23 protein-coding genes are annotated in these 21,293 nt (G+C 71.6%); 2 read left to right on the forward strand and 21 right to left on the reverse strand.

Annotated features, from left to right (window positions below):
- Window positions 1–67: 67 nt before the first annotated feature.
- Together tsf and rpsB are read right to left on the reverse strand one after the other, a co-directional pair.
- Window positions 68–904 carry a translation elongation factor Ts gene (gene tsf / locus ACZ5DC_RS30020; protein WP_468657858.1) on the reverse strand — a complete coding sequence of 279 codons (837 nt, stop codon included), beginning with the start codon at window positions 902–904 and terminating at the stop codon, window positions 68–70.
- Window positions 905–1,055: 151 nt separating this feature from the next.
- Window positions 1,056–1,958, reverse strand: coding sequence for a 30S ribosomal protein S2 (gene rpsB / locus ACZ5DC_RS30025; protein ID WP_468657860.1), 903 nt, complete (start codon window positions 1,956–1,958; stop codon window positions 1,056–1,058).
- A 273-nt stretch (window positions 1,959–2,231) separates the two neighbouring features.
- On the opposite strand from rpsB, the gene ACZ5DC_RS30030 reads away from it, so the two are divergent.
- Window positions 2,232–2,801: a M23 family metallopeptidase gene (locus tag ACZ5DC_RS30030; protein WP_468657862.1), complete on the forward strand. Its 570-nt coding sequence runs from the start codon at window positions 2,232–2,234 to the stop codon at window positions 2,799–2,801.
- Window positions 2,802–3,116: 315 nt separating this feature from the next.
- Here the strand turns inward: ACZ5DC_RS30030 and ACZ5DC_RS30035 are convergent, their stop codons facing one another.
- The 17 genes from ACZ5DC_RS30035 to ACZ5DC_RS30115 all read right to left on the reverse strand — a co-directional run bounded on the left by ACZ5DC_RS30035 (window position 3,117) and on the right by ACZ5DC_RS30115 (window position 16,152).
- Window positions 3,117–3,674 (reverse strand): TetR/AcrR family transcriptional regulator, encoded by a 558-nt coding sequence (locus tag ACZ5DC_RS30035; protein ID WP_366751215.1) that lies wholly within the window; start codon window positions 3,672–3,674, stop codon window positions 3,117–3,119.
- A gap of 64 nt (window positions 3,675–3,738) precedes the next feature.
- Complete coding sequence (gene whiG / locus ACZ5DC_RS30040) at window positions 3,739–4,581, reverse strand: RNA polymerase sigma factor WhiG (protein WP_468657864.1); 843 nt, start codon at window positions 4,579–4,581, stop codon at window positions 3,739–3,741.
- 323 nt (window positions 4,582–4,904) lie between these two features.
- Complete coding sequence (gene dprA, locus ACZ5DC_RS30045) at window positions 4,905–6,065, reverse strand: DNA-processing protein DprA (RefSeq protein WP_468657866.1); 1,161 nt, start codon at window positions 6,063–6,065, stop codon at window positions 4,905–4,907.
- Window positions 6,062–7,687 carry a YifB family Mg chelatase-like AAA ATPase gene (locus tag ACZ5DC_RS30050; RefSeq protein ID WP_468657868.1) on the reverse strand — a complete coding sequence of 542 codons (1,626 nt, stop codon included), beginning with the start codon at window positions 7,685–7,687 and terminating at the stop codon, window positions 6,062–6,064. Before ACZ5DC_RS30050 ends, dprA begins: the two co-directional genes overlap by 4 nt.
- Window positions 7,688–8,053 carry a YraN family protein gene (locus ACZ5DC_RS30055; RefSeq protein WP_468657870.1) on the reverse strand — a complete coding sequence of 122 codons (366 nt, stop codon included), beginning with the start codon at window positions 8,051–8,053 and terminating at the stop codon, window positions 7,688–7,690.
- 88 nt (window positions 8,054–8,141) lie between these two features.
- Window positions 8,142–8,450: a DUF2469 domain-containing protein gene (locus tag ACZ5DC_RS30060; RefSeq protein ID WP_014675276.1), complete on the reverse strand. Its 309-nt coding sequence runs from the start codon at window positions 8,448–8,450 to the stop codon at window positions 8,142–8,144.
- Window positions 8,451–8,506: 56 nt separating this feature from the next.
- Window positions 8,507–9,055, reverse strand: a complete 549-nt coding sequence (locus ACZ5DC_RS30065) for an NUDIX hydrolase (RefSeq protein ID WP_468657872.1) — start codon at window positions 9,053–9,055, stop codon at window positions 8,507–8,509.
- On the reverse strand, window positions 9,045–9,833 hold the full coding sequence (lepB, locus tag ACZ5DC_RS30070) for a signal peptidase I (RefSeq protein ID WP_468657874.1): 789 nt from the start codon (window positions 9,831–9,833) through the stop codon (window positions 9,045–9,047). Before lepB (ACZ5DC_RS30070) ends, ACZ5DC_RS30065 begins: the two co-directional genes overlap by 11 nt.
- Before the next feature lie 65 nt (window positions 9,834–9,898).
- Window positions 9,899–10,912, reverse strand: coding sequence for a signal peptidase I (lepB, locus tag ACZ5DC_RS30075; RefSeq protein ID WP_468657876.1), 1,014 nt, complete (start codon window positions 10,910–10,912; stop codon window positions 9,899–9,901).
- Window positions 10,800–11,891, reverse strand: coding sequence for a signal peptidase I (lepB, locus tag ACZ5DC_RS30080; protein WP_468657878.1), 1,092 nt, complete (start codon window positions 11,889–11,891; stop codon window positions 10,800–10,802). The genes lepB (ACZ5DC_RS30075) and lepB (ACZ5DC_RS30080) overlap by 113 nt, the downstream gene beginning before the upstream one ends.
- Window positions 11,884–12,585 (reverse strand): signal peptidase I, encoded by a 702-nt coding sequence (gene lepB / locus ACZ5DC_RS30085; RefSeq protein WP_468657880.1) that lies wholly within the window; start codon window positions 12,583–12,585, stop codon window positions 11,884–11,886. Before lepB (ACZ5DC_RS30085) ends, lepB (ACZ5DC_RS30080) begins: the two co-directional genes overlap by 8 nt.
- A gap of 45 nt (window positions 12,586–12,630) precedes the next feature.
- On the reverse strand, window positions 12,631–12,981 hold the full coding sequence (rplS, locus tag ACZ5DC_RS30090) for a 50S ribosomal protein L19 (RefSeq protein WP_166002513.1): 351 nt from the start codon (window positions 12,979–12,981) through the stop codon (window positions 12,631–12,633).
- Between the two features lie 134 nt (window positions 12,982–13,115).
- Window positions 13,116–13,949 carry a tRNA (guanosine(37)-N1)-methyltransferase TrmD gene (trmD, locus tag ACZ5DC_RS30095; protein ID WP_468657882.1) on the reverse strand — a complete coding sequence of 278 codons (834 nt, stop codon included), beginning with the start codon at window positions 13,947–13,949 and terminating at the stop codon, window positions 13,116–13,118.
- On the reverse strand, window positions 13,946–14,515 hold the full coding sequence (gene rimM, locus ACZ5DC_RS30100; RefSeq protein WP_468657884.1) for a ribosome maturation factor RimM: 570 nt from the start codon (window positions 14,513–14,515) through the stop codon (window positions 13,946–13,948). Before rimM ends, trmD begins: the two co-directional genes overlap by 4 nt.
- A gap of 82 nt (window positions 14,516–14,597) precedes the next feature.
- On the reverse strand, window positions 14,598–14,837 hold the full coding sequence (locus tag ACZ5DC_RS30105; RefSeq protein ID WP_005479813.1) for an RNA-binding protein: 240 nt from the start codon (window positions 14,835–14,837) through the stop codon (window positions 14,598–14,600).
- A 5-nt stretch (window positions 14,838–14,842) separates the two neighbouring features.
- Window positions 14,843–15,262: a 30S ribosomal protein S16 gene (gene rpsP, locus ACZ5DC_RS30110; protein WP_189889306.1), complete on the reverse strand. Its 420-nt coding sequence runs from the start codon at window positions 15,260–15,262 to the stop codon at window positions 14,843–14,845.
- 293 nt (window positions 15,263–15,555) lie between these two features.
- Window positions 15,556–16,152, reverse strand: a complete 597-nt coding sequence (locus ACZ5DC_RS30115; protein WP_366751106.1) for a hypothetical protein — start codon at window positions 16,150–16,152, stop codon at window positions 15,556–15,558.
- 521 nt (window positions 16,153–16,673) lie between these two features.
- On the opposite strand from ACZ5DC_RS30115, the gene ACZ5DC_RS30120 reads away from it, so the two are divergent.
- A complete protein-coding gene (locus tag ACZ5DC_RS30120; protein ID WP_468657887.1) occupies window positions 16,674–17,567 on the forward strand; it encodes a class I SAM-dependent methyltransferase in 894 nt (297 codons plus the stop codon).
- Between the two features lie 102 nt (window positions 17,568–17,669).
- On the opposite strand, the gene ftsH is transcribed toward ACZ5DC_RS30120, so the two are convergent.
- Complete coding sequence (gene ftsH, locus ACZ5DC_RS30125; protein WP_468657889.1) at window positions 17,670–19,604, reverse strand: ATP-dependent zinc metalloprotease FtsH; 1,935 nt, start codon at window positions 19,602–19,604, stop codon at window positions 17,670–17,672.
- Between the two features lie 138 nt (window positions 19,605–19,742).
- Complete coding sequence (gene ffh / locus ACZ5DC_RS30130) at window positions 19,743–21,290, reverse strand: signal recognition particle protein (protein ID WP_468657891.1); 1,548 nt, start codon at window positions 21,288–21,290, stop codon at window positions 19,743–19,745.
- Window positions 21,291–21,293 lie beyond the last annotated feature (3 nt).

The following is a 21,293-nucleotide window of genomic DNA, read 5'->3' on the forward strand; positions in this document are numbered from 1 at the left end:
TGCGGTCGACCCTATCGGGATTTCCTCGTGGATTTCTCCGGGGGTCGCGCGTCGATCGCGTACGGACTCAGATGCCGACCTTGATGCGCGAGAAGCGCTTCAGGGTGACACCGGCCTCGTCCAGCACCTTCTGGACCGACTTCTTGTTGTCGAGCGCGTACGGCTGGCCGAGCAGCGTGGCGTCCTTGAAGAAGCCGTTGAGACGACCCTCGACGATCTTGGCGATCGCGGCCTCGGGCTTGCCCTCGGCGCGGGTGGTCTCCTCGGCGATGCGGCGCTCGGACTCGACGACGTCGGCCGGCACGTCCTCCTTGGAGAGGTACTTCGGCGCGAAGGCGGCGATGTGCTGGGCGACGCCCTTGGCGACCTCGGCGTTCGGCTTGTCGAGCTCGACCAGGACACCGATCTGCGGGGGCAGGTCGGGCATGGTGCGGTGCATGTAGGCGGTGACGTAGCCGTCGGCGAACTGCGCGAAGCGGTCCAGGACGATCTTCTCGCCCAGGTTGGCGTTGGCCTCGTCCACGTACGCCTGGACGGTCTTGCCGGGCTCGATCTCGGAGGCCAGCAGGGCCTGGAGGTCGGCCGGGTTCGTCTTGGCGACGTGCTCGGCGATGGCGTTGGCCACGGCCTGGAACTTCTCGCCCTTGGCGACGAAGTCCGTCTCGCACTTCAGCTCGACCAGGACACCGGAGGAGTTGTCGTCGGCGATGATGGAGACCACGGCGCCGTTCTCGGCGGAGCGGCCCTCGCGCTTGGCGACGCCCTTCTGGCCCTTGATGCGCAGCGCCTCGACGGCCTTCTCGACGTTGCCCTCGGCCTCGTCCAGCGCCTTCTTGCAGTCCATCATGCCGGCGCCGGTCAGCTCACGGAGCTTCTTGACGTCGGCGGCGGTGTAGTTCGCCATGAGTCTGTGAGTCTTTCTCGAAGTCTGGTTTAGATCCGCACGGTCGCGACCCACATGTAGTCGCGGACCGCGTACGTCGTGCCGACCTACGGGTGAACAGCGGGGGCGGAGCCATGTCCCGCCCCCGCCGTCGAACGCTGACGGACCGGCGTCAGGCCTGCTCGCCCTCGGCGGCCGGAGCCTCGGCAGCCGGAGCCTCGGCGGCCGGAGCCTCAGCGGCCGGAGCCTCGGCAGCGGCCTCGGCCGGCTTCTCGGCCTCGGCGGCCGGAGCCTCGTCCTTCTTCTCACCCTCGAGCAGGTCGCGCTCCCACTCGGCGAGCGGCTCGCCCGCGGCCTTCTCGCCCTTGTCGCCGGTGGCGACGCCGGAACGGGCGATGAGGCCCTCGGCGACGGCGTCGGCGATCACACGGGTGAGCAGGGTGACGGAGCGGATCGCGTCGTCGTTGCCCGGGATCTTGTAGTCGACCTCGTCGGGGTCGCAGTTGGTGTCGAGGATCGCGACGACCGGGATGTTCAGCTTCCGGGCCTCACCAACGGCGATGTGCTCCTTCTTGGTGTCCACGATCCAGACGGCGCTGGGCACCTTCTGCATCTCGCGGATACCGCCGAGGGTCTTCTCCAGCTTGGCCTTCTCGCGCGAGAGCACGAGAAGCTCCTTCTTGGTCAGACCGGACGCGGCGACGTCCTCGAAGTCGATCTGCTCGAGCTCCTTGAGGCGCTGCAGACGCTTGTAGACGGTCGAGAAGTTGGTGAGCATGCCGCCCAGCCAGCGCTGGTTGACGTAGGGCATGCCGACGCGGGTGGCCTGCTCGGCGATGGCCTCCTGCGCCTGCTTCTTCGTGCCGACGAACATGACCGTGCCGCCGTGGGCGACGGTCTCCTTGACGAACTCGTAGGCGCGGTCGATGTACGACAGCGACTGGAGCAGGTCGATGATGTAGATGCCGTTGCGCTCGGTGAAGATGAAGCGCTTCATCTTCGGGTTCCAGCGACGGGTCTGGTGACCGAAGTGGACGCCGCTCTCCAGCAGCTCCCGCATCGTGACGACGGCCATGGCCGTTTCTCCTTGGTTTCTCGGTTGTGCCGCTTCCGCCGGACGGCGAAGGCGCCTGACGCCCGCGATGCGCCGTGCCGCGAAGGACCGAGGGGCGCTTGGTACGAACCGTTGCCGGCTGCCGTACCGGGGCGTGCGAAGTCGACCCGGTGACCCGGATCGCCAGAAGAAGTGTACGGGACCGGCGGGGTACCGGGTGACGCCGCTGTCCACAACCGGCGAGTGGTCCACAGGGCCGGGGCACGGCCGGCGGGTGTGCGGGACGGTGTCGGCATGCGACGAAGGATGCGATCTGCGCTGTTGTGGCCGGTGCTGGTCCTCGGGCCGGCGGCGGTCCTGCTCACGCCCCTGGCCTGGGCCGACACGTTTCCCGGGGCTCCGCAGGCCCCTCCGGCGGCGCCCGTGCCGCCCGTGGCCCGCGCCTGGCCGGTCGGAGCCCGCCCACCGGTCCTGCGTGGCTGGGAACCACCGGTGACGGTGTACGGCCCCGGGCACCGGGGGGTGGACCTGGGAGCACCGGCCGGGTCGCCCGTACGGGCGATCGCACCGGGCCGGGTGCTGTTCGCGGGCCGGGTGGCGGGACGGGGCGTGGTCTCGGTGGAACTGCGGGGAACGGATCTGCGGACGACGTACGAGCCGGTGCGGGCGTCGGTCCGGAAAGGGGAGGAGGTGGGGGCGGGGGCGTTGGTCGGGGTGGTGGAGCCGGCGGGGTCCCACTGCGGGACGCGGACGTGCGTGCACTGGGGTCTGCTGCGGGGTGACGCGTATGTGAACCCGCTGTCCGTACTGCCGCCGTGGCTGCTGAACGGGGGGCCTTCGAGGTTGCTGCCGGTTGCGCCTTAGCGGGGCCGGCTGCGCCTTGGCTGCGGGGTGGGCTGCGGGATGGGCTGCGCCCTGGTTGCGGAGTGGGCTGCGGGGTGGGCTGCTGCGGGGCGGGTGGGGGGAGGTCGCTGCGGTCGGGCGTCGGGCGCGGGTCCGTCGTGGTCGTTCGCGCCGTTCCCCGCGCCCCTTTCGGGGCGCTGCTGCGCCCGAGCTGCCGGAGTGCTGCCGGGGCGGCCGGATTGCCGCGGTCGTGTGTCGGGCGCGGGTCCGTCGTAGTCGCTCGCGCCGTTCCCCGCGCCCCTTTCGGGGCGCTGCGCCCGGCCCGCGTCGGTGGGGTCAGCCCTTTACCCCTCCCAGCGCCATGGCCACGGCCGCGTTCGTCACCACCGTGGGATCCTCGGCCGCGCCCAGCTCGATGCGCCGGACCGCCGCGTCCACGACCCCCTGCAACAGCATCGCCGCCAGCCGGGGCTGCTCGTGTCCCAGTTCGTGGAGTGCCTCGACGATCATCGCGACCAGGCCCCCGTGGGCCGCCCGGATCTTCTCCCGGGCCCCTGCGTCCAGCTCGCTCGCGGAGATGGCGACGACCGCCCGGTGGCGCCGGTCCCCCACCAGCGCCAGCTGCCGGCGCACATACGCCTCGACCTTGCCCTCGGCCGTCCCGGCCCGCTCCATCGCCGCCGCGACCTCCGCCGCCCACACCGGGAAGTCGACCTCGCACAGCTCCTCGACCACGGCGGCCCGGGACCGGAAGTACTCGTACACGGACGAGCGCGCCAGCCCGGTCCGCTCGGCCAGCGCGGGAAAGGTCAGCGCCTCCGTCCCGCCCTCGGACAGCAGGGACCGAGCCGCGTCCAGCAGGGCGGCTCGCTGCATCGACCGGTGTTCGGCCACGGAGGCCGCTCGAATCCTTGGCACGTCGACCACTGTACGGACACGCCCTTGTGGAAGGGAGGAGTCAGCGCCCGAAGCTCGCCAGCTTGGCCCGGAGCTGGAGCACCGACTTGGTGTGGATCTGGCTGACCCGGCTCTCGGTGACCCCGAGCACGTTGCCGATCTCGGCGAGGGTGAGCCCCTCGTAGTAGTACAGGGTGACGACGGTCTTCTCCCGCTCGGGCAGCGTGTTGATCGCCCGCGCCAGGAACCGCCGCAGCTCGCGGTCCTCGGCCACCTCCACCGGGTTGTCCGCCGCGGTGTCCTCCAGCGTGTCCATCAGGCTGAGCCGGCCCCCGCCCTCGCCACCGACGTGCAGCAACTCCTCCAGGGCGACGACGTTGGCCAGCGACAACTGGCTGAAAACAGCGTGCAGTTCGTCGACCTCCATGCCCAGCTCGACGGCCACCTCCCCCTCCGTCGGCGTCCGTCTCAGCCGCGCCTCCAGAGTGGCGTAGGCACGCTCGACGTTCCGCGCCTTCTGCCGGACCGAGCGGGGGATCCAGTCCAGCGCCCGCAGCTCGTCGATCATGGCGCCGCGGATCCGGGTGATCGCGTACGTCTCGAACTTGATCTCCCGGTCGATGTCGAACTTCTCGATCGCGTCGATCAGCCCGAACACACCCGAGGAGACGAAGTCCGCCTGCTCCACATTGGGCGGCAGCCCGACACTGACCCGGCCGGCCACGTACTTGACCAGTGGCGAGTAGTGCAGGATCAGCTGCTCTCGCAGCCGGTCGTCCCCCGTCGCCTTGTACGACCGCCACAGCTCGTCGAGCGTCGAGGGAGCGGGCGGTCGCACGCTGCCACCGTCGCGGGCGGCTGGGGGGATCGCCGCCCGGTCGGACCCGGAGGTGTGCTGGGGCATTCGTCGCCTTGTGCCGTTCTGCCGTGAAGTGCTGTGAAGTGCCGTGGAGTGGGTGTGGGTGGGGTTCCTGGGGTGAAGTAGGGCTGCATGGGTGAGCTGACGGACTGATGCAGGGTTGGCGCGATCTGCGCCACCGCCTTCGTGAGCGTAGCGTGACTGAGGAGTCGCGGTGTGCGAACAGGGCTGCGCCACCCGTGCGCGGGGCGCTCGCGCCGGTCGGGCGACCCCCTGCCGGGGCTCGCTCTGTGTGACCGGCCAAAGGCGCCAACTCCGGGAAACGTCAAGGGCGTCGGGAGTTCCCCCGGACGGCCGAACACCGTCGGTCAGCACGGACGGTCACCGTTCCGGACCGAGATCACCGCCTGGCGTGTCAACTTCCAGCCGTCGCCGTGTCGTTCGACGTAACCAAGTGCTCGGAGTTCGTACAGTCTCGCGATCGCGTCGTCCCGCGTGGTGCGCGCGCCGAGCGCGATCTCGTCGGCCGGGGCCGCCCGGTCGCCGGGGAGGGCGGCGAGCACGGTCCGGGCGGCGGGTTGCAGCAGGTCACGCGGGAGTACGGGACCACGCCGGGCCGGCGCCAGCTCACCCATGTCACCCACGAGTTCGATGACCTCCGTGGCATCGGTGACCAGGGTGGCCTCCGCGCGCAGCAGTTCGTGCACACCGGCGGAGAGGGCGCTGGTGACCGGGCCGGGGACGCCCATGGTGAACCGGCCGAGGCGCTGGGCGGCCCGCGCGGTGGCCAGCGAGCCGCTGCGGCAGGCGGCCTCCACGACGACGGTGCCTCTGGTCAGCGCGGCGATGACGCGGTTGCGCAGGATGAACCGGCTGGGTGTCGGATGGTCGCCCGGCGGCAGCTCACCCACCACCAGCCCCTGTTCCGCGATCCGGGCGATCAGCGCGGCGTGGCCGCGAGGGTAGGACTGGTCGACGCCACAGGCCAGGACGGCGATGGTGGCGCCGCGGGTGGCGAGGGCGCCGCGGTGGGCGGCGCCGTCGATGCCGTAGGCGCCGCCCGAGACGACGACCCAGCCGCGCTCGGCGAGACCGCAGGAGAGGGTGGCGGCGGCGTGGGCGCCGTACTCGGTGCAGGCCCGGGCGCCGACCACGGCCACGGACCGCAGCGCCCACATCCGCAGGTTCGGCCGGCCCCGCACCCACAGCCCGAGGGGGCGCGCGTCCCCCAGGTCGTCGAGCTGCCGGGGCCACTCGGCGTCCCCCGGACAGACGAACCGCGCCCCGGCGGCCCGGGCCGCCTCCAGGTCCCGCTCCGGCTCGGCCCGCCGGGCCCGTGCGACGAGCCCCTCCCACCGGTTCCCGCTGACGCCCGGCAACGCGTCCTCGCCGCACCGCAGCCGCCGTACCACCTCCCCCACCCCGAACTCCCGCACCCACCGACCGCCGACCTCGTCCCCCGCCTCCACGACCCGCCCGAGGAACACCCGCCCGAGCAGTTCCGCACCGGGGTCCTGCTCTCCGGTCATGTCAGCGCTCCGATGGCCACCGGCACCCCGCGGGGGACGCCGGTGCGCAGTTGCAGGGCCAGGGCGACGTCGGCGGCGTCCGGGCGGTCGTGTCCGACGAGGTCGGCGACCGTCCAGGCGACGCGCAGGACACGGTCGATCCCGCGGGCGGTGAGCACGCCCCGCTCCAGGCTGCGTTCGGCGTCGTCCATGGCCCCGGGGGCGGCGTGGTACCGGCTGCGCAGTTCGCGGCCGGGCACCTCGCTGTTGGTGCGCCACGGGGTGCCGGCCAGGCGGGCCGCCGTCCGCTGCCGGGCCTGCCGCACCCGGTCGGCCACGGTCGCCGTGGACTCCCCGCGGGCGCCGGGCTCGGTGAGCTGGGCCCGGGTGACCGGGTCGACCTCGACGCGCAGATCCACCCGGTCCAGCAGCGGGCCGGACAGCCGGGACTGGTAGCGGCGGATCGCCGACGGCGGACACTCGCACAGCGAGTCACGGAGGGAGAAGCGTCCGCAGGGACAGGGGTTGGCCGCCAGGACCATCAGGAACCGCGCGGGGAACCGGACCACGCCCGCGCTCCGCGCGATGACGACGTGCCCCGACTCCAGCGGCTGCCGCAGGGCGTCCAGGGTCTGGCTGTGGAACTCGGGCGCCTCGTCCAGGAACAGCACGCCGCGGTGGGCGAGGGACACCGCGCCGGGCCGGGCGATGCCCGGTCCGCCGCCGACGAGTGACTGCATCGTCGCCGAGTGGTGCGGGGCGCAGTAGGGCGCGACGTCGATGAGCGGCTTGCCCGGGGGCAGCAGCCCGGCGACCGAGTGCACGGCCGTGACCTCCAGCGACTCCTGCCGGGCGAGGCGCGGGAGCACGGCGGGCAAGCGCTCGGCGAGCATGGTCTTGCCCGCGCCGGGCGGTCCCTCCAGGAAGAGGTGGTGTCCGCCGGCCGCGGCCACCTCCACCGCCGTGCGGGCGGAGATCTGCCCGACGACATCGGCCAGGTCGTGCTCGTGGTCCTGGTGAGTGGCCCCGATGCTGTGCATGCCGGTGGCGGCGCCCGTGCCCGGTACGCGCAGTCCTGCCAGGAGGGGGTCGAGCCGTCCCTGTTCGTCCGGCGTCTCGTCGGGGACGGGCTCCTCGGTCAGGACCGCGACGAGCTGTCGCAGACTGCGGACGCCCAGCACGGACACACCGGGGACCAGCGAGGCCTCGGCGGCGGCGCACTCGGGTACGACCACTTGCTCGTACCCGGCGTCGGCCGCCGCGAGGACGGCCGGCAGGATGCCCCGCACGGGGCGCACCCGGCCGTCCAGGCCCAGCTCTCCGATCATGACGATGTCGGCGAGGACCCGGGGATCGATCCGTTCGGCGGCTCCGAGCACCGCGCAGGCGACGGCCAGGTCGAATCCCGAGCCCGCCTTCGGTACGGAGGCCGGGCTGAGTCCGACGGTGAGCTTCTTCTGCGGCCATTCGCCGCCCGAGTTCACCACCGCCGCCCGCACCCGGTCCCGGCTTTCCGTCAGGCTCTTGTCCGGGAGGCCGACCAGGGTGAAGGCCGCGACTCCGGGTTCGAGGTCGGCCTGGACCTCGACGACCACGCCTTCGACGCCGACGAGGGCGACCGAGCATGTACGGGCGAACGCCATTCAGGCCACCCCCCGCGCGTGCTCGACGGACGGGGCGCCGCGGCGGGGCAGCAGGACGCCGACGAGGTCGATGCGGACGCCGCCCGGCGGTGCTCCTCCGTGGACCTGGAGCCAGTGCTCGGCGAGGGCGCGGAGCCGGGCGGCCTTCGCGGGGGTCACCGCGGCCATCGGGTGTTCGTAGCCGCCGCCCCTGCGGGTCTTCACCTCGCAGACGACCAGGGCGTCGCCGTCCCTGGCCACGATGTCGATCTCGCCGGACCTGCCGGAGCGCCAGTTGCGCTCCAGGATCGTCATGCCCTGTTCCGCCAGCCGCCGGGCGGCCAGGTCCTCGCCGTACCGGCCGAGTCCGTTGCGTGCCTTGCTCATGTCGGCACCACCTCCGGCGCCAACGGTCACGCATCCGGCCGAGCGGTGTTGATCTTGGTGGACTACTCAGCGGTTGTGGAAAACTCCGTCACCCGCCCGGCAGCTCCAGATCGCTCTTGTTCAGCTCCTCGATGTTCACGTCCTTGAACGTCAGCACCCGGACCTGCTTCACGAAGCGAGCCGGCCGGTACATGTCCCAGACCCAGGCATCAGCCATGGTGACCTCGAAGAAGACTTCACCCTGTACCGAGTGCACCTGCATCTCGTAGTCGTTGGTGAGGTAGAACCGCCGCTCGGTCTCGATCACGTATTTGAACAGACCGACGACATCTCGGTACTCCCGGTAGAGCTTCAGCTCCATCTCGGTCTCGTACTTCTCGAGGTCCTCGGCGCTCATGGCATGTTCCCCTTCAGCCGTGCGATCCCCCCATTGTGCGCCAGTCCCGGGAACCCTCAGACGATTTCCGTGTCGAGGGTCACGGGCCGGGCGGGGGGACCTTCGACGAGCAGCGTGCGCAGCAGCTCGGCGAGTCTGGTCGGATACACCGTCTCATGTGCCCGGGTCAGTTCCTGACACGTCCACCAGCGCGCTCCGGCGACGCTGCGCCGTTCCAGCTCGGTCAGCCCCGTCGCCGCGGTGGCCGTCTGGGTCGTACGGGCCAGGTAGTACCACTCGTCCTGGTCCCAGCGGCGGCCCGCGAACGGGAACGAGCACCGCCGCCGCCAGAGCACGGGCCCGAGGACGACATCGGTGATGCCGGTCTCCTCCGCGAGTTCCCGCAGCGCGGCCTCCTCGCGTGTCTCGGCGCCCTCCAGGCCCCCGCCGGGCGTGAACCACCAGTCGTCGGCCGGGTCGTCCGGTTCGTGGCCGTGCAGGAGCAGGATGCGGTCCTCCGGGTCGAGGAGGACGACCCGGGCCACCTTCCGCAGGCCGGTCCCGGCCCCGCCTTCGTCCTCGCCCTCGTACGACTCCCCCGCCGGCCGCGTGGTCTCAGCGCACACCGGCCGTCTCCGGAGGGGCCGTGCGGGCGCGGGAGCGGCTCATGCGGCCCGCGACCGGGCCGTAGGCGCCGCCGCCGAGGACCAGGACGGCGCCGGCCACGATCAGCAGCTCGATCGTGCGCAGCGGGCCGGGCTCGGAGAGGGCGCCGAGCGTCTCGAAGCCGGTGGGGCGCTTGAGCGTGCCCTTCCAGGGCCAGACCACGGCCTCCACACGGGCGGACACGGCACCGCGGGACACGGTGCCCTGGGCGGCGTCGGTGAGGTGGGCGGTGGAGTCCAGGGAGCCCTGGCGCTCGTCGCCGAGGAGGAACAGCCGCCCCGCCGGGACGGTCACCGTGGCGAAGTTCTTGATCTCGGCGAGGCTGCCCTCGGGCAGGTACGGCTCGTCGATCTGCTTGCCGTTGACGGTCAGCTTGCCGTTCGTGCAGCAGGAGACGGTGTCCCCGCCCACGGCGACCACGCGCTTGACCACCTTGGCGTTGCTGACCCAGGTCTTGTCCTCGAAGACGACCACGTCACCGCGCCGCACCTCGCCGCCGTCGACCCGCTGGGCCAGCACCCGGTCGCCGGCGTCGATGGTGGGGGTCATCGAGCTGGTGGGCACGGTGTAGGGCCGGTAGACCAGCGCTCCCCAGACGAAGCCGCCGAGGAACAGCACCAGACCCAGCGCCACGGCCAGTCCGGACAGCCGCTGCCCGAGCCGGCTGCCGCCGCCGGCCCGTGCCGTGCCGGTGCCGCCGCCCCGAGGGGCCGTACGCGTCATGCTCTCGCCACCCATGGACCCGCACCCTACCCGGCGGTACCGAACGGGGGCAGCCCCTCCCGCCCGGCCAGGGCGGCCGCTTACCGCTTCTTGAACTCCGCGGGCTCAAGCCCGGCGTTCCCGGACTCCTGGCCGTCGGCGCGCCGGCGCCGCCACAGCACCACCGGCAGGACCGCCGCGACGGCGATGCCCTCGGGGGCCACCGTCAGGGACGCGGCGGCGGAGGACTGCTCGTTCAGACCGGGCTGGTCGAAGGTGTCCGGGACCGGCAGGGTGCCCCAGCGGTTGATCGGCCAGGCCTTGACGATCGCGCGGCCGACGACCTTTTCGACCGGGACCATGCCGTGGTTCTTGTCGGACTGGTTGTACCGGGAGTCACGGGAGTTCTGGCGGTGGTCGCCCATCACCCAGATGAAGCCCTCGGGCACCTTCACCTTGAACTGGCCACCCTGGTCGTCCACGCTGCACGGTGTGTTGCCGGGGTAGACGTACGGCTCGTTCAGCGCCTTGCCGTTGACCTTCAGCGGGCCGCTGCCCTTGCACTCGACCGTGTCGCCGCCGACCCCGATCACGCGCTTGATCAGGTCCTTCTCCTCCGCCGACGGCATCAGGCCGATCCAGCTGAGGACCTTCTGCACCGGGTTCGGCGTCGGCGTCGGCTCGCCCGCCAGCCAGTTGTCCGGGTCGTGGAAGACGACGACCTCACCGCGCTCGGGCTCGGCGCCGAACCACGGCGTGAGCTTGTCGACCAGCACCCGGTCGCCCTGCTGGAGGGTGTTCTGCATCGAGTCGGACGGGATCGAGAACGCCTGCACCAGGAACGTCTTGATCAGCAACGCCAGGACCAGCGCGATGCCGACCAGGATCGGCAGCTCCTTCCAGAAGGAGCGCGGCTGCCTCGGCCGCGCGGCCGAGGCGCCCGCGCCGTCACCGCGCGGCTCCGGCCCGCCCTCCGGCGTGCCCTCGTCGCCCGCCGGCGCGTCATTCCCGGAGCTCATGGCGCTGCCCGGTACGGGAACGTCCGGTTCCACAGGGTGCCCGCGGTGCTCCTCGCCGTCGTGTCCCGACCGTGCGCCAACCGCCACATCCCCCACGCCAACTCCTCACTCTGTGCCGCCGCCCGCGCCGCACCCGGCGCAGGCCCACCACTCCCATAACGAGCGGGAGTTCCGCAGGGGTCGGGAGCTGGGTCATTCCGTTCGGATTCTCGGAGGCAACCCTATGCGACGCCTGGGGACCAGCGGTCGTCCCCGACGCCGAGTCGGTGACGCTTGCGAAGGTTTTAGGTTCTTCCAGACGCGTCCAGTGGCCGACCGGCCAGCCGATGACCATGGCCCGGCCGACCACGGACTCCAGCGAGACCGTGCCGCCGTAGGCCGTGTCCTGGTGGGAGCGGGAGTCCGCGGAGTTGCCGCGGTGGTCGCCCATCACCCACAGCCGGCCCTTGGGGACGGTGATGTCGAAGGGCATGGCCGACGGCGCGTCCCCGGGATAGAGATAGTCGCCCTCGGTGAGCGGGACGCCGTTGACGGTGACGCGGCCCTGGGCGTCGCAGCACTTGACGTGGTCGCCGCCGACACCGATGACCCGTTTGATCAGGTCCTTCTCGTTGTCGGACGGCAGCAGGCCGATGAAGGTGAGGCCTTCCTTGAACTGCTTGACGACGACGGGGTCGTGCTTCTTGGCGGTCTGCTCGTCCTGGAGCCAGCCGCCCGGGTCGTGGAAGACGACCACGTCCCCGCGCCGCGGCTCGGAGCCGAACCACGGGGTGAGCTTGTCCACCAGGACCCGGTCGCCGATCCGGATCGTCTCCTCCATGGACCCGGACGGGATCACGAACGCCTGCACGAGGAAGGTCTTCAGGACGAGCGCGATGAGGACGGCCACACCGACCAGGAGGGGGATCTCCCGGACGGCCGAACGTCTGCGCTTGCGCTTGACCTTGCGCTGCAATTGCCGACGCTCCGCGCGCGTGCGGCCACCGCCGGGCGCGGAGGTGCGGCGTACCCCGGTGGGCAGCAGGTTGTCGGCGGGCGTGCCGGGCACTCCGCGCGGTTTGCCGCGGTTACCCATGGGCGCCTCCGGTGGGGGCGGCGGGCACGCGCGCGTAGGCGGACGGCCGGGTCAGGTGCGTCCAGTGGCGGTACGGCCACACGATCCAGTCGGCCCGGCCGATGACGTCCCCGACGGGGATCATGCCGCCGCCGGGCGAGCCGAGGTGGTCGCGGGAGTCGCTGGAGTCGCTGCGGTGGTCGCCGAGGACGAAGAGGCGGCCTGGGGGCACGGCGACGTCGAAGGGGACGCTGGAGGGGCTGTCCCCGGGAAAGAGGAACGCCGTCTCGTCGACCGGTCGGCCGTTCACCTCGATCCTCCCCTTCTTGTCGCAGCAGACCACATGGTCTCCCGCCACACCGGCCACGCGCTTGATGTAGTCGGCGTCCCCGAAATACCCGGTGCCGTCGAACACAATCACGTCGCCGCGGCGCGGCTGGGCACCGAAACGGTACGCCAACTTGTTTACGAGAACGCGGTCGCCGATCCTCAATCCCTGCTCCATGGATCCGCTTGGAATCTGGAACGGTTGCGCCACGAACGCGTTGAGGACCAGCAGGAACGCCAGGCAGAGGAAGAGCGTGAGGGTGATCCTGCCGCCGGGCAGCCACTCGGCGGCCCGCGACACCAACGCGAAACGCGACCGGCCCTCCGGCCCCGGAGTACCGGGGTGGGAGGAACGGTCGCGTTCCGTCGGCTGTGCTTCGGTGTCCATCGGAGCCAGATGCTATCCGGCTCCGCTGTGACTCCGGGAAAGCGCTCAGTTCTCGCGCTTCTCCTTGATCTTCGCGGCCTTGCCGCGCAGCTCACGGAGGTAGTACAGCTTGGCGCGGCGCACGTCACCACGGGTGACCAGCTCGATCTTCTCGACGATCGGGGTGTGCACCGGGAAGGTGCGCTCGACGCCGACGGAGAACGAGACCTTGCGGACCGTGAAGGTCTCGCGGACACCGGAGCCCTGGCGACGGATCACAACGCCCTTGAACTGCTGCACACGGGAGCGGTTGCCCTCGATGACGCGCACGTGGACGTTGACGGTGTCACCCGGGCGGAAGGCCGGGATGTCGCTGCGCAGCGACGCGGCGTCGACGGAGTCGAGCAGGTGAGACATTTCGTCTGCTTTCTTCGCTGATGCCACAGGTCATCAACGGGAGCTAGGTGTACAGGAGGCTGCCGTGCGGGTCGGGACGGGCGTCGTGTCCCCCTGTGGCAGGGGCGCACGCCGGACGGGCGCACAACAGCCGCCTATTCTTCCACGCCCTCGGCCCGGCGCCAAAATCGGCCGTACGGCTCCCCGTCCGGGTCCGGTTCCCAGCCCAGGATGGACAGCATCTCGCGGTCCTTCTTGTCGAAGGCCTCGGGGTCGCAGCGCTCGATCAGGTCGGGGCGGTTCAGGGTCGTGCGCCGCAGGGCCTCGTCCCGTCGCCAGCGGGCGATCTTCCCGTGGTGGCCGCTGAGCAGTACCTCGGGGATGTCCCGGCCGCGCCAGACGGGCGGCTTGGTGTAGACGGGGCCTTCCAGGAGACCGGCCATCGCCCCGGGGGCGAAGGAGTCGTCGCGGTGCGACTCCGCGTTGCCGAGGACGCCGGGCAGCAGCCGGGCGACGGCCTCGGTGATGACCAGGACGGCCGCCTCGCCGCCGGCGAGGACGTAGTCGCCGATGGAGACCTCGTGGACCGGCATCCGGGTCGCGTACTCGTCCATGACGCGCCGGTCGATGCCCTCGTAGCGCGCCGGGGTGAAGATCAGCCAGGGGCGCTCGGACAGTTCGACGGCCAGCTCCTGGGTGAAGGGGCGGCCGCTGGGCGTGGGCACGATCAGCGCGGGCGCCCCGGCGCCCGTCTCGTAACCGTCGGCGAGGACCGTGTCCAGGGCGTCTCCCCACGGATCGGTCTTCATGACCATGCCGGGGCCGCCGCCGTACGGCGTGTCGTCCACCGTGTTGTGCCGGTCGTACGTCCACGCGCGCAGGTCGTGCACCTGGACGTTGAGCTGCCCACGCGCGCGTGCCTTGCCGACGAGGGAGACGTTCAGCGGCTCCAGGTACTCCGGGAAGATCGTGACGACGTCGAGCCTCATGCGCCGTCTTCCCCGGACTCCGCCCCGGCTTCGTCCCTGGAGGAGGCGATCACGGCGCGGTCGTCGATCAGGCCGGGCGGGGGCGCGATGACCGCCTTCTGCTCCGCCAGGTCGATCTCGGTGACGATCTCCTCCACGAAGGGGATCAGCACCTCGGTGCCGTCGGGGCGCTCCACGATGAACAGGTCCTGCGTGGGCAGGTGCGAGATCTCGGTGATCCGGCCGACCTCCGTGCCGTCCTCGGTGACGACGTCGAGGTCGATGAGCTGGTGGTCGTAGTACTCGTCCTCGCCCTCGGGCAGTTCCTCGGGGTCCACCTCGGCGATCAGCAGGGTGTTGCGCAGGGCCTCGGCGGCGTTGCGGTCGGTGACGCCCGCGAAGCGCAGCAGGAGGCGGCCGCTGTGGACGCGGCCCGTCTCGATGGTCAGCGGCCCCGCCGAGGCGGGATCCGTGGCGAGTACGGCGCCGGGCGCGAGCCTGAGTTCCGGCTCGTCGGTACGTACCTCGACGGTGACCTCGCCCTTGATGCCATGGGCACGGCCGATCCGTGCGACTACCAGCTGCACGTGTCCAAATCTCCTGTCGTACGACTGCGGGCCGGGGACGGCCCTGTGGCCCTCCCCGGCCCGAGCCGGTTGCGATGAAGCGTCAGCGGACGTGGTCCACGTCGACCAGGTCGACGCGGACACCGCGACCGCCGATGGCGCCCACGACGGTGCGCAGGGCGCGCGCGGTGCGGCCGTTGCGGCCGATCACCTTGCCGAGGTCGTCCGGGTGGACCCGGACCTCCAGCACACGCCCACGGCGCAGGTCGCGCGAGGCGACCTGCACATCGTCAGGGTTGTCGACGATGCCCTTCACGAGGTGCTCAAGCGCCTCTTCGAGCATGCTGCTCAGGCCTCGGTGGACTCGGACTCGGCAGCGGCCTCGTCCTTCTTCTCAGCCTTCTTCTTCTGGGTGATCGCCTCACCCTTGCCCTCGTCGTCACCGCCGAGAGCCTCGAACGACGGGCGGGTGGCCTTCGGCTCGGCGACGAGCAGCGGCGCGGGAGCCGGCTCGCCCTTGAACTTCTGCCAGTCGCCGGTCTTCTTCAGGATGGCGAGCACGGGCTCGGTCGGCTGGGCGCCGACGCCGAGCCAGTACGCCACGCGCTCGGCGTCCACCTCGATGACCGACGGGTTGTAGGTCGGGTGGTACTTGCCGATCTCCTCGATGGCCCGGCCGTCACGGCGGGTACGGGAGTCGGCGACGACGATGCGGTAGTGAGGCGCACGGATCTTGCCCAGACGCTTCAGCTTGATCTTGACTGCCACGGGAGTGGGTTCTCCTGGATTTGACGTGGTTGGGCACGGCGAGTCGCCGCGTGGGGTTGCGGTACCCGAGTGCCCGATGGACGCGTCAGCCGGAGGAGAGAGGGGTCCTGTGCGGCTGTCGAGTACAGCTGGCCATTCTGCCATACCCCGCGGGCCGCTCCGGGCCGAGGGTGCGCCGGCCCTGCCCGGGCATGCCGGGGAGGCACCCGGCGTGGAGGTGAGGTCACGTCGGGTGCGCCGGCCGGTGCGGTGAGGTCGCCGTCGGCCACGGCTGCCACGAGCAGCCGTGACCGCTACGCCGCTCCCACGACCTCCGGGATCCTGAACGGCTTGCCGCAGCCGCCGCAGACGATCGGGGCCTGGGCGAGGACCGAGGGCACCACCCGGACGTTGCGGCCGCAGTCGCACACCGCCTTGACCCGGACGCCGCCGCCGGAGGAGCCGTGCCGGGCGGCCGGGCCGCGGAAGGTGCGGGAGGTGTCGGCCGAGGTGGCCGCGGTGTGGGCCTTCAGGGCGCGCTGGAGCCGCTCGATGGTCGGGCGGTAGCGCCGCTTGGCCTCGGTGTTGAGCGTGACCAGCGAGAAACCGCTGCTCGGATGCGGCTCCTCGGGGTGGTCCAGGCCCAGCTCCTCGGCGATCGCGAGGAAACGCCGGTTGTGGTAGCGGCCGGCCCGGGAGGTGTCGCGGACGCCGCGGGCGGCGGCGATGCCGTGGACTGCCTCGTGGAGCAGCCTTTCGAAGGAGAGTTCGTGACCGCACGCGGACGACGACTCTCCGATCAGGGATTCAGGCGCGGCAAGGTCGGGCAGCTCGGGGTGGTGCCGCTGAATGTCGGCCCACGCCTGCGCCAGCTCTGCGGCGAGAACAGGTGGTGTCTGTGTCGTGCTCACGTAATGACAACGAGCGGGAGTGCCACTGTGTTCCTATTCCGGGGCATCCCAAATATTTTGCACGTACCCGTCAGTTGCCACTGATGCGTCCTGACGAGGGCGGGTGCGCTGATCTGCGGAGAAGCGTCACAGCTCCTACCAAGCTGGTGCGTAGCCCGCACTACGCACCGCCGGTGAGCCCTGGGGCGACGGGCGCGGGCCGCCGCGCAAGGGAGGTTTCGGCCGCTCTCGGCGCGCGCCCTCATCCCGGTCAGCGTCCACGGCCTCCGTGACGTTACCGCGTACCGCCGCGACCTCCGTCACCGGCCCGCCTTCCGGGGGCCGGCTCCGCGGGGCCGTCCGGATTGCCGGGATGTGAAATCTCGCCACACCGGCGTCCACACCTCAAGCCGGGCCCCACGACCCCTGGACGCCACCGCGAGCCGGGAGTTACCTGGCATACGTGGGAAGGGCGCGCGCACGGCACGGGGGCACGCAACCGGGCGCGGCGGCGAACTGTCGGCGGATTGGGGCGCTTACCTATGACACCTACGCTCGTGCGGCAGCACACGTCCCACGCGGAGTCCTCACCCCGCGTGGACCCGGGCGCACGCGCGCGTGACTGGTCCGAGATCCAGGAGCGGATGCTCGTACCGCTCTACGAAGCCGTGTACGACCGACTCGAGGTGGGCCCCGCCACCCGGTTGCTGGGCCTGAACTGCGGTTCGGGGCTCGCCCTGCTGATGGCGGCCTCCAGGGGCGCCGCGGTCACCGGTGTCGACTCCGCCTGCCCCGAACGGCTCGCCCTCGCGCGCGAGCGCCTGCTGCCGGACGCCCCGCCCGGCCGGGGCGGCGACGGCGGAGCGGGCACGCGCGCGCGTACGCCGGTGGAGCTCTACGACGGCCCGCCCTCGGCGGCGCAGGCGGCGGACGGCACGCGGGCGGGCGCGTACACCCTGGTGACCGCCTTCGAGCCGGTCGGCGGCCTCGCGGGCGACGCCGAGGGGCTGGGCGACCTGCTCGCCGGTGTGCTGCCGCTGGCCGGGCGGGGGGCCGCCGTGGTGCTGGCCGCCTGGGGACCGCCGGAGCGCTGCGCCACCTCCTCGGTGCTGCGGGTGGCCGCCAAGCTGGCCGATCCGCTGCGCGGCGCGCGCAGCCGGACCTCCGCGCGGCGCGACGTCCTGGAGGAGGTCGCCGGGCGGGCCGGGCTGAAGCCGGACGGCTCGGGCCGGGTCGCCTGCCCGTTCGGGTACGCGGACCTCGACAGCGCCGTACGGGGGCTGCTGTCCACCGGCCTGTTCGACGCGGCGGTCTCGGCGACGGACGCCAAGCAGGTCGACAAGGAGCTGACGGAGGCCCTGCACCCGCACCGGCGCCCGGACGGCACGGTGTGGATGCCGAACGTCTTCCGCTACCTCGTCGCGCGCGTGCCCTAGGGTCTTCCGTCCGGGTCAGGCCGGTGCCGGGGCCCGCGAGCCCGGCGTGATCCGGACGAGAGGCCCTGGTGTTGGACAGGCCCCGGGGAAGCCGGTCCGTCGTCAGTCCGCGCCCTGCTTGGTCAGGCGTGTGATCCCGGCGATCCGGTAGGCGTCCGCCTCCTCCAGCGTCTCGTTCTCCAGCAGCGCCCGCGCGAGGTCGTCCAGCCGGCCCCGGTGGTCGCGCAGCTTGCGGCACGCCTCCTCGTAGCACTCGTCCACGATCCGCCGCATCTCGGAGTCGATGACGTCGAGCGTCTGCGGGGCGGCCGACAGCCCGTACGCCTGCTGGGCGTCGCTCGGCAGGGCGGACAGCCGGCCGACGCGCTCGCTCATGCCCCAGCGGCCCACCATCCCGCGCGCGATGTTGGTGACCTGTTCCAGGTCGTTCTCGGCGCCCGTCGTGACGACCCCGTAGACGACCTCCTCGGCCGCCATGCCGCCCAGGGCGCCGATGATGCGCCCGCGCAGGTACTCCTCGGAGTGCGCGTACCGCTCCACCTCGGGCGTGGACATGGTCACCCCGAGCGCCCGGCCGCGCGGGACGATGGTGATCTTGCGGACGGGGTCGGCGCCCGGCTGGAGCATGCCGAGAAGGGCATGGCCGCTCTCGTGGTACGCGGTACGCCGGCGGTCCTCCTCCGGCATGACCAGGGTGCGCTCGGCGCCCAGCTGCACCTTCTCCAGCGCCTCGGACAGGTCGGCGCCGGTCACCTGCTCCTGTTTGCGCTTGACGGCGAGCAGAGCGGCCTCGTTGGCGAGATTGGCCAGATCCGCGCCGGTCATGCCCGGGGTGACGCGGGCCAGCTGCGTCAGGTCCACGTCGGGCGCGAGCGGGATCTGCCGGGTGTGGATCCGCAGGATCGACTCGCGGCCGCCGCGGTCCGGCGGGGAGACGGTGACCACCCGGTCGAAGCGGCCCGGCCTGGTCAGCGCCGGGTCCAGGATGTCCGCGCGGTTGGTCGCCGCGATGACGATCACGCCCTCGGCCCCGGAGAAGCCGTCCATCTCCGTGAGGATCTGGTTCAGGGTCTGCTCGCGCTCGTCGTGGCCGCTCACCGACGCGCTGCCGCCGCGCGCGCGTCCGATGGTGTCGATCTCGTCGATGAAGATGATCGACGGCGCCACCTTGCGGGCCTCGGCGAACAGCTCGCGGACGCGGGACGCGCCGACGCCCACGATCATCTCGATGAACTCGGACGCCGAGGCCGAGAAGAACGGCACGCCGGCCTCGCCCGCGACCGCCCGTGCGAGCAGGGTCTTGCCGGTGCCGGGCGGTCCGGCCAGCAGCACCCCGCGGGGCAGCTTCGCGCCCATCCTGCGGTAGACGTCGGGGTGCTCCAGGAAGTCGACCACGTCGTCGAGTTCGCCCTTGACCTCGTCGATGCCGGCGACGTCGGCGAAGGTCGTGCGCTCGGTGTCCGGCCGCGGCCCGACCGGTCTGGGCGGTGACCGGCGGCCGAAGAGGCCGCCCCCGCCGGGCAGCATCCCGCCGAGCCGCCGCTGGACGAGGAGCCACACCACGACCAGGACCGCGAGGGGGATCAGGGACATCAGCAGGTTGGTCGCCAGGCTGCGTTCCTGCACGACCGGCCGCGCGGTCACGGTGACCCCGTGGCTGCTCAGGTTCTGCCACAGCCGGTCGTCCGCGAAGGCCGGTCGCTGTGTCTTGAACTTGGTGTACGAGCCGCCGCCCTCGGGATCGGAGCGGGGGGTCCTGAGCTGGCCCTGGATCGCGTCGCCCTTGGAGTAGATCGTGGCGACATTGCCCTCGCCGACCTGCCTGCTGAACTCCGTGTACGAGATCGTCGGCTCGTTGCCCTGGCCGAAGTAGTGCAGCCCGGCGTAGGCCAGCACGAAGACGACCACCGCGGTGGCGAGCAGGCCCCACCATCGGCCACCCCGGAACCTGCCGGGCCGCCGGGGAGGCTCCTCCGGTGTGCCCTCGGCGCGCCACGGCTGATCAGGCGCCTTGCGGGGCGGCGCCGCATCACTCATATCTGGACGTTACGACACCCCACGGGCCTCGGCACGCGCAAAGGGGCGCCCCCCGCGACAGGAGGCGCCCCCGGCGTTTCGTGCGAGCGGGACTCCGTCCGTGCCCTTCCCGGACCCAGCCCGCGCCCTTCGGCGCACTCAGCCCATGAACTTCTTGAACTCGTCCGGCAGTTCGAAGTCCTGGCCGTCCTGCTGCGGCAGCCCGAAGGCGTTCCCGCCCTGCGCGGCGGCCTCGCGGCGCTGCGCCGCCTCCAGTTCCTGCTGCCTGCGCTTCATCGGGTTGCCGGAGCGCTGCTTGCCCTTGGCCTTCTTCTGCTGCTTCTTCTGCCGGCCGGGGCCGCCGCCCATGCCCGGGATCCCCGGCATGCCCGGCATACCGCCCTGGGCCATGCGGGACATCATCTTGCGGGCCTCGAAGAACCGCTCGACCAGGCTCTTCACGGCGCTGACCTCGACACCGGAACCCCGCGCGATACGGGCGCGGCGGGAGCCGTTGATGATCGTCGGGTCCTGCCGCTCGGCCGGGGTCATCGACTTGATGATCGCGGCGGTGCGGTCGACGTCCCGCTCGTCCAGGTTGGCGATCTGGTCCTTGATCTGGCCCATGCCCGGGAGCATGCCGAGCAGCTTGCTGATGCTGCCCATCTTCCTGACCTGCTCCATCTGGGACAGGAAGTCGTCCAGGGTGAAGTCCTGGCCCTTCTTCGACGCCAGCTTGGAGGCCATCTTGGCGGCCTCTTCCTGGCTGAACGTCTTCTCCGCCTGCTCGATCAGGGTGAGCAGGTCACCCATGTCGAGGATGCGGGAGGCCATCCGGTCCGGGTGGAACGCGTCGAAGTCGTCCAGCTTCTCGCCGTTCGACGCGAACATGATCGGCTTGCCCGTGATCTGCCGGATGGACAGGGCCGCACCACCGCGGGCGTCACCGTCGAGCTTGGAGAGGACCACGCCGTCGAAGCCGACGCCGTCGCGGAAGGCCTCGGCGGTGTTGACGGCGTCCTGGCCGATCATCGCGTCGACGACGAACAGGATCTCGTCCGGGGAGACGGCGTCGCGGATGTCCGCGGCCTGCTGCATCATCTCGGCGTCGATGCCGAGGCGGCCGGCGGTGTCCACGATCACGATGTCGTGGACCTTGGACTTCGCGAAGTCGATGGAGTCCTTGGCGACCTTCACCGGGTCGCCGACGCCGTTGCCCGGCTCCGGCGCGTACACCGCGACACCGGCGCGCTCGGCGACGACGCTCAGCTGGTTGACGGCGTTGGGGCGCTGGAGGTCGGCGGCGACCAGCAGCGGGGAGTGGCCCTGCTCCGCGAGCCACTTGCCGAGCTTGCCCGCGAGGGTGGTCTTGCCGGCGCCCTGGAGACCGGCCAGCATGATCACGGTGGGCGGCTGCTTGGCGAACCGCAGACGCCGGGTCTCGCCGCCGAGGATGGTGACCAGTTCCTCGTTGACGATCTTGAGGACCTGCTGGGCGGGGTTGAGCGCCCGGGAGACCTCGGCCCCGAGCGCGCGCTCCTTGACGTTCTTGATGAACGCCCGCACGACGGGCAGCGCCACGTCGGCTTCGAGGAGCGCGATGCGGATCTCGCGCGCCGTGGCGTCGATGTCCGCCTCGGAGAGCCGTCCCTTGCCGCGCAGGTTCTTGAAAGTCGCTGACAGGCGATCGGAGAGAGTGTCGAACACGGC

The sequence above is a fragment of the Streptomyces sp. NPDC031445 genome, from assembly GCF_055581365.1.